The sequence below is a fragment of the Dyadobacter sp. CY261 genome (assembly GCF_021440085.1).
GTDB lineage: Bacteria > Bacteroidota > Bacteroidia > Cytophagales > Spirosomataceae > Dyadobacter.
Genome location: NZ_JAKCPW010000001.1, coordinates 486,832 through 499,111, shown reverse-complemented (window position 1 = coordinate 499,111; position 12,280 = coordinate 486,832). Strand labels below are relative to the sequence as shown.

Here is a 12,280-nt window from a genome sequence, read left to right as displayed (position 1 = left end):
CATGTTTTTTATCGTTTTAGAAACACAAAATCACGAAAAACACATTTTTTTAGAAAAAACGAATATTCTGCACATTGATAAGAAAACAAAATTTTCTCTAAAACAAGTGATTGTAATTATTAAGAAATTTTATTATTATAATGACATTTCCAGAATAGTAAAGGCACAAAAAAAGCCCGCTGTGTAGCGGGCTTCGTATTTTTTATGATCAGTAGGTCTTACTCACCATGCATCCATGCTTTTTTAGCAAGCAAAGTTTCTTCTTCCTCTTCGTTGTCCGGGTCGGGAATACAGCAATCTACGGGACAAACGGCAGCGCATTGTGGCTCTTCATGAAAGCCAACGCACTCTGTACATTTGTCGGTTACTATATAATAAAATTCATCGGATACGGGCGACTGCTTTTCTTTGCCGCTCACGATAGTGCCATCGCCAAAGTCAACCTCATCTAAATTCGTACCATCTCCCCAAGTCCATTCTACACCTCCTTCATAAATTGCTGTATTTGGGCATTCTGGCTCACACGCCCCACAATTTATGCATTCATCGGTTATCATTATAGCCATAGTCGCCGGATTGTTTATATTTGTTGCTATTCTTCTGTTTAAGGTAACAAATATAACTATTTATAGTTTCCCGACAATCAGAAAAATAAAAACGGCACTTGCCATTAAACTTTTTAGAGTCAGAGTAGAATGATATCAAGAATTCGGAGGATAAATGCGTTCGCCAGATTAGGCCAGTTCATCAATGAAAAACAGAACGAAACGGTCATAGAAGAATGGGTTGCGGGAGCGAAAAGTAAAAACAACTGGTTTATCCCCGCCAATGTGTCCCGCTCCCTGCATGCGATCGCGACAAGGTACCTCGACGCCGCCGAGCTCGAAAAATGGACTGGAAAGTACCCTGAACCCACCAATCCGCAGAAAGTGGGCGTAGTAATGGCAGGCAACATCCCCGCGGTAGGCTTTCATGATGCGTTGTGTGTCCTCATCAGCGGCCACACACTGATGGCCAAACCCAGCTCGGACGACCAGGTGCTGATCCATGCGATGTTGGATAAACTGATCGAAATCGAACCTGAGCTTGCCGATTCCATCCGTTTTGTGGAGCGCCTTAACGATTCCGACGCCTACATTGCTACCGGAAGCGACAACACCGCCCGTTACTTCCATTACTATTTTGCCAAGAAACCGCATATTATTCGTAAGAACCGGACATCGGTCGCCGTGCTGACGGGCGCCGAAACTACCGAAGAATTGAAGGCACTGGGTAGCGATATACTACAATACTTTGGCCTTGGCTGCCGGAATGTTTCCAAACTTATGGTTCCCGCAGGATATGATTTTACCAAGTTTTACGAAGCGATTGAGGATATGGCGCCGGACTACATCAATCACCACAAGTATTTTAACAATTACGAATACAACAAGTCGATATTCCTCGTAAACAGGGTCCCGCATTTCGATAATAACTTCCTGCTGATTACCGAAAGCCCTACTTTGGTGTCGGCGATCAGTGTATTGCATTACGAAACATACAACTCGCTGAAAGAGGCGCAGCAGGTGCTTTCGGAATCGGAGGAAAAAATTCAATGCATAGTCGGCAGCGAATCGACCGGCATTCCGGGTATTATCCCTTTTGGTGTTGCCCAGCTACCAGCATTGAGCGATTATGCCGATTCGGTAGACACAATGGCCTTTTTGTCAGAATTGTAGTTTTGCTATCGCCTTCCTGACGCCCATTCTAGGAAGTCAGGAAGGGCTTTTGCCCACGTTTCAGGGTTGTGCATCCCTTCTTTTACCTCCACATATCGGATATCCCGTCCCCACCGATAACTTTTCCTTTCGAGTTCGGCTATGCATTCAAGCGTATCCTGAATCGAATCGATCACCCCGTCGTCATCACGGTCGTCGTACTCGTCCCAGGTGCCGCACTGAAACCAGAACCTCAGATCAGACCGCCTTTGCGTTTCGCGGATGTGCCGGTGCATAATGCGGTCCGTTTCGGAATAACCTTCATCCAGCGCTTTCTGCCGCCACCAAAGCGAGCCCGAGAACACACCTGCGGTAGCAAACACCTCGGGATGGTTCCAGACCGCGTCCAGCGCCATTAACCCGCCCAACGAGCAGCCGGCATAGGTAATGCCTGTTGTGGCAGTATTATATTTTTCGGCCAAATGCGGGATGAGTTCATATAATACAAAAGATGTGGTTAGACCGGCTTTGTCACCCCGGCCTGCGTAGTCGGGCTGGTGCGCAATACCGTACTCTTGCACGCGGGCACCATTCGCATGAATACCTGCTATCACGCACGGGATCATTTTTTTCTCCAATTGCAATGCTTCCGCAGCTCCTTCCATTCGTAAATCTTGGAAATCCTGTCCATCGTTGAAGAGAACCAACGGATAAGTCGCGGACCTTTCGAAACCGATCGGCAGTAATACGGAAACAGCTACTTCCCTTTCAAGGTAAGTGGAACGCAGAACTATATTTTCGGGCATTATTTTTTGAGAGAAGCGGCTGAACTCAATGCAAAGCGCGACTTCGGATGGATGTTAAACCCGAAAGGTAATAATTTGCATGCTATGATTTGTTTTGTATATTTCAATTATCATCTATAACCCGTCTTTGTTTGGAAGAGAAGCACATTAAATACTATTCTCATCATCTCGGCAAAGACGTGGAGATGCTCGTTTTCGGCAATTGGGGCTACCCTATTTTGCTTTTTCCGACAACGCTTGGCAGATATTACCAGGCCAAAGACATGGGATTGATCGAGTCGGTGCGGTGGCTTGTGGAGTCGGGCAAATACAAGATTTACTGTGTCGACAGCATCGATGCCGATTCCTGGTACGGCAAGCACCTCAACCCGGAACACCGGGTGCTAAACCACATACAGTATGATAAATTCCTCAAAAACGAGCTCGTTCCCTACATTAAAACGCAATGTAATGTAGGTAAAATCGGCGTCGCGGGTTGCAGTTTCGGCGGGTTTCATGCCGCCAATTTCGCCTTCCGCCACCCCGATTTGGTCGCCTATCTGGTCAGCATGAGTGGCGCATTCGATATCCGTGGCTTTTTGGACGGCTACTATGACGACGCCGTGTATTTCAACAATCCCGTCGATTTTATGCCTAACGAACAGGGCTGGCGCTTCGGCCATATGAAGATCGTTCTCGGCACGTCCGACTGGGACATTTGCCTCGATAGCAATATCCGGATGTCGTCCGTCCTCAACAACAATGGCATCGAACACTGGCTGGATATCCGCGGCTGGGAGAAGCACGACTGGCCTCTCTGGAACAAGATGTTTCCCGACTATCTCTCACGCCTTGTTTTGCAGTAATCAAAAACACAACTCAAAAACCTTGATATGAAAAAGATTGGAATCCTGTTCGGAATGGAAAATACCTTCCCGAACGCGTTTATCGAAAGAGTCAATAGTAAGAGTGAGGACGGCATTGTGGCGGAAGCCGTTACCATCGATAAGGTCATACAAGCCGCACCTAATGAATATGCCGTGATTATCGACCGCATCTCGCAGGATGTACCATTCTACCGTTCCTATCTCAAAAACGCTGCGATTGCGGGCACGGCGGTGATCAACAACCCGTTCTGGTGGAGCGCAGATGAGAAGTTCTTTAACAATGCGCTGGCAGAGAAAATTGGCATACCTGTACCAAAAACGGTATTGCTTCCATCCAAACAACGGCCAGAAAACACTTCCGAAACGTCGTTCCGAAACCTTGCATTTCCGATGGCGTGGGAAGAGATATTTCAGTATGTGGGCTTTCCGGCTTACATGAAACCGCATGATGGTGGCGGCTGGAAGAGCGTCTACCGCGTGGTGAACCCGCAGGATATGTGGATGAAACATGAGGAAACAGGCCAACTGGTGATGATGTTGCAGGAGGAAATCGTGTTTGACGATTATGTGCGCTGCTATTGCATTGGGCAGAAAGACGTGCTGGTAATGCCTTACGAACCGCGCAACCCGCACCATTTACGCTACGCTGCCGATTTGAAAGCACAAGGCGAAGAGCGCGAGAAGCTGCTTGAAACGATCAAAGATTATACATTGAAACTCAATATTGCATTGGGTTACGACTTTAACACCGTCGAATTCGCAGTGCGCGACGGCATTCCCTATGCGATCGATTTCTGCAACCCTGCGCCGGATGCAGATATCTACTCGGTAGGGCGCGATAATTTTGAATGGGTGGTAGAAGCAGCCGCGAACATGGCCATCGAAAGGGCAAAAAAGCAGGCTCCCGGACAGATTAATCTTACCTGGGGTACATTTATAAACCAAGCTGTGAGTAGTGTTCCAACCCCGGCAATAGCCGAAGTCACAACGCCGGCAGATACCGAGCCTGTGAAACCAAAAGCACCAGCTAAGTCGGCCAAAGTCGCAACTCCGGCGGCGAAACCAGTTACAAACGCGACGACACCTACAAAGGCAACAAAGCCCGCCGCAAAACCGGTCGAGGCCGCAGAAGCTACTCCGTCTATCACAGAGGTTAAAAATACACCATCTACCCCGTCAGCCACAGAAGTAAAAGTAAAAACCGCAGCGCCGAAAAAGCCCGCCAAATCCCTGGGTGCTATTGTTAAAGGTCCAATCGCCGAAGCGGAACCCAAAATACCGACCACCAAAGCGGCCGCCACCAAAGCACCCGCGAAAAACTCCAAACTGAAAAAATCCTGACAAACTAAAATCAGCCGCCTTTGCATTATGGCAACATTCACCCTGGGAATTGAAGAAGAGTTTCAGACCATCGACCCCATTACGCGAAACCTGCGGTCGCATATGTCGAAGCTGGTTGAAGATGGAAAAATCACATTGAAGGAACGTGTGAAGGCGGAAATGCACCAGGCAGTCGTGGAAGTAGGTACCAATATCTGCCACAATATCCAGGAGGCACGGGAAGAAGTGACCTACCTGCGCAAAATGATCCTTGACCTGGCCGAGAAACAAGACCTGCACGTGGCTGCCGCAGGCACGCACCCGTTTGCCGACTGGGTAGACCAGCTCATCACGGCCGACCCACGCTACGACCAGATTATAGATGAAATGAGGGATGTGGCTCGTGGCAACCTCATTTTCGGGTTGCACGTGCACGTTGGCATCGAGAGCCGGAACGAGGGAATCCAGATCATGAATGCGGTGAGGTATTTTCTGCCGCACATTTACGCATTATCAACTAACTCCCCGTTCTGGTGCGGGCGGAACACTGGCTTCAAATCTTACCGCTCTAAGGTTTTTGATAAATTTCCCAGAACCGGCATCCCCGATTTCTTTTCGAGCGCGGCAGAGTATGATGAGTACGTGGAGCTGCTGGTCAAGACGAATTGCATCGACAATGGCAAGAAAATCTGGTGGGACATTCGCGTTCACCCGTTCTTCAATACGATCGAGTTCCGTATGTGCGACGTGCCCATGCGTACAGACGAGACCATATGCCTGGCTGCGATCATGCAAGCACTCGTCGCGAAGATCCACAAGCTGCACAGCCAAAACCTGAGCTTCCGGCCCTATCACCGGATGCTCATCAACGAAAACAAATGGCGCGCGGCCAGATACGGAATTAGCAGCAAGCTAATTGACTTCGGAAAGCAGGAAGAGGTGGAGTACAAAATCCTGATCCACGAGCTCCTCGAATTTATCGACGATGTAGTAGACGGCCTGGGTAGCCGCCACGAGATCGATTACATTCATCAGATCCTCGAAATGGGTACCGGTGCAGACCGCCAGTTGGCCGTTTTCGAGCAAACAGGTAGTTTGAATGCGGTAGTAGATTATATCGTTTCTGAGACCAAAATTGGGATTGGCTGAGAACTAAATTACACTTCCAGCGTAAAATCCGAACTAATCAGGAAGACAATTGTTAAAAATGGATTACCCAACTTATAACTTAAACGGCTGATCCACTGACACGGGTCGGCCACCCGCTGAAATGACGACCAATGAAAAGCATTTCCGGATCGCGATCCTTGATATGTACGACGGACATCCAAACGAAGGAATGCGATGCATTAAAAAGATCATCACCGCATTCGGAGAGCACGAGCATGTGCCCGTCGAATTTACTGTTTTTGATGTGAGACAAAGGCTCGAAGTTCCGGGAATGGATTTCGACGCTTATATTTCCACAGGCGGACCGGGCAATCCCGCACCGGCTGGAGAGGCGTGGGAAAAGAAATTCTTTGGTTTTCTTGATAAAATGTTGGCTTACAACTCGAAACGGCAGAATCGTGTTAAAAAGCATTTGTTCCTGATTTGCCATTCTTTTCAAATGGCTTGCATTCACTGGGAGCTGGCGGCCGTAAGTAAAAGGCGAAAAACTTCATTTGGAACGTTTCCGGTTCATATAACTTCGTCAGGTCGTAAAGATCCACTGCTGAATGCATTGCACGACCCATTCTGGATCGTCGATTCGCGGGACTTCCAGCTTACAATGCCGAATCAGTTCGCATTTGACAATCTGGGGGCAAAACTGCTTTGTCTTGAAAAAATGCGACCGCACGTACCATTGGAACGCGCTGTGATGGCTATTCGCTTTTCGAATGAGATTGTAGGTACCCAGTTTCACCCGGAAGCCGATGCGGAAGGAATGCTACGCTATTTCCTAAATGAAGACAAAAAGGAAGCGATCATCAAAGCGCATGGAGAGCAGAAATACAACGACATGATCGCACATTTGAACGATCCCGACAAAATTTCGATGACCGAAGCCGTCATTATTCCGACATTTTTGAAAAACGCATTCAACAAAAGTTTCCAGCCAGCCTATGCATAAGCAAGCGAGGGAAGCGTTCAACAACTCTTTTACCGAGAATGGATATAATGAGTTTGTCGATTCACTGAATTCGGCGTTTCCCGGTCAGCTGGATTTCAGGGTTGCAGAAACGCCTGTCTTTGTGCCGAGGGAACTGACAGAGAAGATCAGGCAGGCATCCGATGAAATTATCGCTACGCTGCTATCACCCGATTTTCGAAAGAAAACAGACCGCGCCGTCCCTTCCAACCAGCACGTACCCGGGGAAAATGCACACACCTCGTTCCTGGCTATCGATTATGCTATTTGCCGGAATACAAATGGCGAGCTGGTACCCCAGCTCATAGAATTACAGGGATTTCCATCAATATTCGGCTATCAGGCTTTTCTATCCGAGTCTTTCAAGAAGTTTTTTAATGTTCCTCAAAACTTCGGTTACCTGTTTGGTGCCAGTTTTTACAATGAATATGTAGCTAAATTGAAAGCGCTGATCCTTGGCGATGAGCTGCCGGAAAATGTAATTCTTCTTGAAATTTTCCCGGAAAAGCAAAAAACGCGGATCGATTTTGCTGTAACCGGGCAAATGCTGGGCATAGAACCGGTTTGCTATACCAAGCTTATCCGTGAAGGCCGTCAGCTTTTTTATGAAAAAGACGGTCGAAAAATCCAGGTCAAGCGGATTTACAACCGCCTTATCTTCGACGATCTTTTCACCTATCCCGACCTGCAAACCAGCTATCATTTCACCGATGAAGTTGATGTACAATGGGTAGGCCATCCCAACTGGTTTTTCAGGATCAGTAAGTTTGCTATGCCTTTTCTGAAGGGGGAATTCGTGCCGGAAACACATTTTTTGAGCGAATACAATGGCATCTTTCCCGCTGATCTTGAAAATTTTGTATTAAAACCCCTGTTCTCCTTTGCGGGCTCCGGCGTGCAATTACATCTTACAAAACCGGATCTGGAGGCTATTGGCGACCCGGAAAATTATATCTTGCAGCGAAAAGTCGTCTACGAACCTGTGATCCAGGCACCCGACGGGCTGGTGAAATGCGAAATCCGCATGATGTACGGCTGGCCGGACAATGCCGAAAAACCGGAGTTGTTGATCAGCCTGAGCCGATTGAGCCGGGGCGAAATGATCGGCGTCCGGTATAACAAGGATTTCACCTGGGTAGGCGGTAGTGCCAGTTTTTTTGAACATTAGAATGCATATCTCACATCGCCAGCACTTTTTCGACAACCTGGCGCAGACTTCCGATTTTCCTCTTGCCCTTGAAATTGAAAAAGCCGAGGGCATTTATATGTACGGGCCTGACGGCAAATCGTACATGGACCTGATTTCCGGCATTGGCGTCAGCAACGTCGGCCATCGGCACCCGCAGGTACTCGCGGCCATCCACGCGCAACTCGATAAGCACATGCACCTGCTTGTGTACGGCGAATACGTACAAAGCAGCCAGGTGCAACTTGCGAAAGCCTTGACCGACACATTGGATATCGAAATGCCTCACCCTTCCCCATTCGGGCTGATCGATAATGTGTATTTCACCAATTCGGGTACCGAGGCGGTAGAGGGTGCGATGAAACTGGCCAAACGGTTCACCAAACGAAAGGAGTTTATTTCCTGCTACAACGCCTATCACGGAGCCACGCAGGGCGCATTGAGTCTCGCCGGGGCTGAATTTTTTAAACGAAATTTTCGTCCGCTCTTACCCGGCATAAAACATATTCAACACGGTTATCTGGCTGATCTGGATAAGATTTCTGAGCAAACTGCCGCTGTTATTATTGAAGTCATTGGCGGTGAATCCGGCGTACGCGTCCCTGAGGTGGGGTACCTTGCCGCCTTGCGGGAAAAATGCTCGGAAACTGGCACGTTGCTGATCCTGGATGAGATCCAGACTGGCTTTGGCCGCACGGGGAGCTTCTGGGCTTTCGAACAATATGGCATTTACCCCGACATCCTGCTCAGCGCCAAGGGAATGGGCGGGGGCATGCCGATCGGTGCTTTCATGGCTTCACAACAGATTATGAAAGTACTGAAAACCAATCCGATACTGGGACATATTACCACTTTTGGCGGGCATCCCGTGAGCTGTGCGGCTTCGTTGGCTGCCCTTCGTGTAACCATCGATGAAAACCTTTCCGAGGCAGCTATCGGCAAAGGCGACTTGTTTAGATCGCTATTAATTCACCCGAAAATCCGGGAAATCCGGGGAAAAGGCCTTATGCTTGCGGCGGAAATGGAATCCTTTGATAAACTAAAAGATACCATCGACCGGTGCATTGCACAGGGCGTCGTGACCGACTGGTTCCTGTTCTGCGACAACTCCATGCGCATTGCACCTCCATTGACTATTGCAGAAGAGCAAATCCGCGAGGCTTGCTCAATTATTCTAAAAGTCCTGAATTCCTGATCGATATGAACTATTCCATTCAAAATGACCACCTGAAAATTTCCGTGCAGGAAACCGGTGCTGAACTTTGCCAGATCCGATCCACCCTAACAGGTGCCGATTTCCTTTGGAATGCTGACCCAAATGTTTGGGCCAGCCATGCGCCGGTACTTTTTCCTGTGATTGGCGCGATCAAGAATGGTTTTGTCAAATACAACGGGCAGGAATATGCTGTGCCCCGTCACGGAATCGTGCGGAATAATGCGAATGTAAAGCTTACAACTCAAACCCCTGACAGTCTTACATTTACATTAATATACAGCCAAGAAACGTTAGCGATTTATCCTTTTGAATTCGAGTTTCAGATCACATATAGGCTCGATGGTAAAAGGATAATTGTCGATCATAAAGTAATCAACCATGGCAGCGTGGAAATGCTTTTCTCTCTTGGCGGCCACCCTGCGTTCAAATGCCCGCTGCACGAAGGCGAGGTTTATGAAGATTACTATCTCGAATTTGAAGCCATCGAAAACGACTCGACCTGGATACTTGAAAAGAACGGTTTGGTAGGAAACACAACCAAACCGGTTCTGGAGCACACCAATGTGCTGCATTTGAACAGCCATTTGTTTGATAATGACGCATTGATTTTCAAGCATTTAATATCCAAACAAGTTAGTCTCAGAAGCACCAAATCAGGGCAGGTAATCACCGTTCATTACAATGATTTCCCCTACCTCGGTGTCTGGGCAAAGCCGGGCGGCCATTTCGTCTGCATCGAGCCCTGGCTCGGCATCGCCGATAACGCCGATTCTGATCAGAATTTTGAGACGAAAGAAGGTATATTGAAACTGGAAGCGGGAGGCGTCTTTACCGCCAGCTTTACTATTGAGATTTATGAATAGCCTGGCGGCCGAACGTTTGCTGCTGGTTGATTTTATTATCGAAGCCTCTCCAATGCCGGTCAAAACGGCATCGGCAATCGCTGAGCGGTTTTACCATGTGCAGTTGAACAAAGGAGACTTTTTGCTTAAAGAAGGCTCGGTATCAAATGAATACCTTTTCGTTACCGATGGTTTCATGCGCTCCTTTGCTATGGATCCGGACGGTAACGACATTACAACTGGCTTTTACGGTCAAAAACAGGTCGTTTTTGAAGTATCGTCTTTCTTTCATCGCATCCCATCCCGCGAGAACATCCAGGTGCTCACGCCCGGCGCTGGTCTCGCGATTACTTATGCCACCCTCAACGAGCTTTTTCACGCATTGCCTGAATTCCGTGAGTTCGGAAGAAGTATTTTGGTCCGAGGTTTTTCCAATCTTAAATCCCGGATGCTATCAACGATTACTGAGACTGCCGAAGCACGCTATCTCCAACTGCTCCAAACCAGTCCGGACATTTTTTACCACGCGCCTTTACGCACCGTCGCATCTTTTTTGGGCATTACGGATACTTCGCTGAGCCGAATCAGGAAAGAAATTTCGGGGAAATAGCAGCGTGTGCCATTAGTTGCCATTTGGCAAGATTCTTCGCAAAACGATTGATTTTATTTGCATTAAATAAATCAATCGACATGGAAACCAATCAATTACTTCTCTCCTCACTTTTTCTTTTAACAGTTGTCGCAACTTGGATAATCCTGTACAAAGCCCTGAAAGGTGCAAAATTCATGTGGTTTGTGGCATTAATCTGGATACCTGCTCAACTCCTGGTTGGCATTAAAGGCTTTTACCTGGACACCAGGACCATGCCGCCGCATTTTTTATTGACAATCGGGCCGCCGTTACTTTTAATCGCATTCATTACAATTTTTAAACACAAGTATTTACTTGAAAACACGTCTCTGAAACACCTTACGTTGCTCCATATGGTCCGAATAGCTGTGGAGCTTGTACTGCTGGGCCTTTTTCTGACAGGCGAGGTGCCGAAATTAATGACTTTCGAAGGAAGCAATCCCGACATTCTGTCCGGCATCACCGCGCCGCTTGTCTGGTGGGGTTATCGCAAGGGTATTCTCGGCAACAAAGCATTGCTGCTCTGGAATTTCGCATGTCTCGGTTTGCTGTTAAACATTGTTATTCGCGCCATCCTCTCAGCCCCGCTCCCATTCCAGCAATTCGCATTCGACCAGCCCAATGTTGCTTTGCTAAAAGCACCATTTGTGCTACTGCCGGCTTTCGTGGTGCCGGCAGTAATGTTTGCGCATGTTGCAGCAATTTTGAAATTAGTTGACGGTAATGTTACATCCGTACGGGATTTACGGTAAATGGGTTGCTTTTCGATTCACTACTAATCTTACGTCGCTACGCGACTTAGCGCGGAATTGTCTAAGCCCCAAATCCAAGTTTCCGCTTATTCAAATGCCGCTAGGCATGTAATATCGGTAGCAACAAGTCACACCAGAATGTTCGGAAATGCCTTAGGCATGTACAACAAATACCATGACCAACGACAATACTCCTAACAACCTAATCCATTACAATTCAATAGCAAGCAGTTCTCCACCCAATCTGTGTAATGCATTCTCTATCTTTTTCACCTGCGCAGGACGTGGCTTTTTGAGGCCGGATGCGTAGTGATTGAGTTGTTTTTCATGAATTCCAGTCAGTCGGGCATTATATACCATTAACAAAACAGTATACAAACAAAAAAGCCCCGAAACCGGGGCTTATAAGTCTTTCACAAATCAGCAATTATCAAACGGTCGCTTCGATCTGGGCATTCAATTTATCTTCCAGGGTTGTTTTGGGAACAACGCCCACTACTTTATCTACCAGTTGGCCGCCTTTGAAAATCATCAGCGTAGGGATACTACGGATACCGAATTTTGCAGGTACCGAAGAATTCATATCCACATCCATTTTACCGATAACTGCCTTGCCGTCATACTCTCCTGCAAGCTGCTCGACAACCGGACCGATCATCTTACAAGGCCCACACCATTCTGCCCAGAAGTCAACAAGTACAGGTTTATCACCTTTGATCAGATCTTCGAAGGTGCTATCGGTAATTTCAAGTGCTTTTCCCATGTTTTAAGTGTCTAAATGTTATTTATCAATCTGGCTTAATAAGGATTATTAATATCTAAAAGTTCCTCAT

At 47.5% G+C, this 12,280-nt stretch carries 13 protein-coding genes; 10 read left to right on the top strand and 3 right to left on the bottom strand.

Annotated features, from left to right (window positions below; translation table 11 throughout):
• Positions 1-218: 218 nt before the first annotated feature.
• Positions 219-566, bottom strand: coding sequence for a 4Fe-4S binding protein (locus LZD49_RS02050; RefSeq protein WP_234665647.1), 348 nt, complete (start codon positions 564-566; stop codon positions 219-221).
• A gap of 129 nt (positions 567-695) precedes the next feature.
• Here LZD49_RS02050 and LZD49_RS02045 point away from each other — a divergent pair, with 129 nt between their 5' ends.
• Complete coding sequence (locus LZD49_RS02045; RefSeq protein WP_234665646.1) at positions 696-1,718, top strand: acyl-CoA reductase; 1,023 nt, start codon at positions 696-698, stop codon at positions 1,716-1,718.
• Positions 1,719-1,723: 5 nt separating this feature from the next.
• On the opposite strand, the gene LZD49_RS02040 is transcribed toward LZD49_RS02045, so the two are convergent.
• The gene (locus tag LZD49_RS02040) at positions 1,724-2,503 is read right to left on the bottom strand and encodes an esterase family protein (protein ID WP_234665645.1); all 780 of its coding nucleotides are present in this window, start codon (positions 2,501-2,503) and stop codon (positions 1,724-1,726) included.
• Between the two features lie 131 nt (positions 2,504-2,634).
• Here LZD49_RS02040 and LZD49_RS02035 point away from each other — a divergent pair, with 131 nt between their 5' ends.
• The 9 genes from LZD49_RS02035 to LZD49_RS01995 all read left to right on the top strand — a co-directional run bounded on the left by LZD49_RS02035 (position 2,635) and on the right by LZD49_RS01995 (position 11,447).
• Positions 2,635-3,348, top strand: a complete 714-nt coding sequence (locus LZD49_RS02035; protein WP_234665644.1) for an esterase family protein — start codon at positions 2,635-2,637, stop codon at positions 3,346-3,348.
• A 27-nt stretch (positions 3,349-3,375) separates the two neighbouring features.
• Positions 3,376-4,710, top strand: a complete 1,335-nt coding sequence (locus LZD49_RS02030; RefSeq protein WP_310590468.1) for a glutathione synthase — start codon at positions 3,376-3,378, stop codon at positions 4,708-4,710.
• A 27-nt stretch (positions 4,711-4,737) separates the two neighbouring features.
• Positions 4,738-5,838, top strand: a complete 1,101-nt coding sequence (locus LZD49_RS02025) for a carboxylate-amine ligase (RefSeq protein WP_234665643.1) — start codon at positions 4,738-4,740, stop codon at positions 5,836-5,838.
• A 121-nt stretch (positions 5,839-5,959) separates the two neighbouring features.
• The gene (locus LZD49_RS02020; RefSeq protein ID WP_234665642.1) at positions 5,960-6,802 is read left to right on the top strand and encodes a type 1 glutamine amidotransferase; all 843 of its coding nucleotides are present in this window, start codon (positions 5,960-5,962) and stop codon (positions 6,800-6,802) included.
• Entirely contained in the window at positions 6,795-7,988 is a 1,194-nt protein-coding gene (locus LZD49_RS02015) for a hypothetical protein (protein WP_234665641.1), read from the top strand. Before LZD49_RS02020 ends, LZD49_RS02015 begins: the two co-directional genes overlap by 8 nt.
• Before the next feature lies 1 nt (position 7,989).
• Entirely contained in the window at positions 7,990-9,201 is a 1,212-nt protein-coding gene (locus LZD49_RS02010) for an aspartate aminotransferase family protein (protein WP_234665640.1), read from the top strand.
• A complete protein-coding gene (locus tag LZD49_RS02005) occupies positions 9,168-10,085 on the top strand; it encodes an aldose 1-epimerase family protein (protein WP_234665639.1) in 918 nt (305 codons plus the stop codon). The genes LZD49_RS02010 and LZD49_RS02005 overlap by 34 nt, the downstream gene beginning before the upstream one ends.
• The gene (locus LZD49_RS02000; protein ID WP_234665638.1) at positions 10,078-10,674 is read left to right on the top strand and encodes a Crp/Fnr family transcriptional regulator; all 597 of its coding nucleotides are present in this window, start codon (positions 10,078-10,080) and stop codon (positions 10,672-10,674) included. Before LZD49_RS02005 ends, LZD49_RS02000 begins: the two co-directional genes overlap by 8 nt.
• A gap of 80 nt (positions 10,675-10,754) precedes the next feature.
• On the top strand, positions 10,755-11,447 hold the full coding sequence (locus tag LZD49_RS01995) for a hypothetical protein (RefSeq protein ID WP_234665637.1): 693 nt from the start codon (positions 10,755-10,757) through the stop codon (positions 11,445-11,447).
• A 430-nt stretch (positions 11,448-11,877) separates the two neighbouring features.
• Here the strand turns inward: LZD49_RS01995 and trxA are convergent, their stop codons facing one another.
• Complete coding sequence (trxA, locus tag LZD49_RS01990) at positions 11,878-12,210, bottom strand: thioredoxin (protein ID WP_019943838.1); 333 nt, start codon at positions 12,208-12,210, stop codon at positions 11,878-11,880.
• Between the last annotated feature and the right edge of the window lie 70 nt (positions 12,211-12,280).

Excerpts from the sequence above, each read along its gene's own strand:
- LZD49_RS02030 (WP_310590468.1), top strand. The coding sequence starts at position 3,376 with ATGAAAAAGATTGGAATCCTGTTCGGAATGGAAAATACCTTCCCGAAC.
- LZD49_RS02050 (WP_234665647.1), bottom strand. The coding sequence starts at position 566 with ATGGCTATAATGATAACCGATGAATGCATAAATTGTGGGGCGTGTGAG.
- LZD49_RS02025 (WP_234665643.1), top strand. The coding sequence starts at position 4,738 with ATGGCAACATTCACCCTGGGAATTGAAGAAGAGTTTCAGACCATCGAC.
- LZD49_RS02045 (WP_234665646.1), top strand. The coding sequence starts at position 696 with ATGATATCAAGAATTCGGAGGATAAATGCGTTCGCCAGATTAGGCCAG.
- LZD49_RS02000 (WP_234665638.1), top strand. The coding sequence starts at position 10,078 with ATGAATAGCCTGGCGGCCGAACGTTTGCTGCTGGTTGATTTTATTATC.
- LZD49_RS01995 (WP_234665637.1), top strand. The coding sequence starts at position 10,755 with ATGGAAACCAATCAATTACTTCTCTCCTCACTTTTTCTTTTAACAGTT.
- LZD49_RS02040 (WP_234665645.1), bottom strand. The coding sequence starts at position 2,503 with ATGCCCGAAAATATAGTTCTGCGTTCCACTTACCTTGAAAGGGAAGTA.
- LZD49_RS02020 (WP_234665642.1), top strand. The coding sequence starts at position 5,960 with ATGACGACCAATGAAAAGCATTTCCGGATCGCGATCCTTGATATGTAC.
- LZD49_RS02010 (WP_234665640.1), top strand. The coding sequence starts at position 7,990 with ATGCATATCTCACATCGCCAGCACTTTTTCGACAACCTGGCGCAGACT.
- LZD49_RS02015 (WP_234665641.1), top strand. The coding sequence starts at position 6,795 with ATGCATAAGCAAGCGAGGGAAGCGTTCAACAACTCTTTTACCGAGAAT.
- trxA (WP_019943838.1), bottom strand. The coding sequence starts at position 12,210 with ATGGGAAAAGCACTTGAAATTACCGATAGCACCTTCGAAGATCTGATC.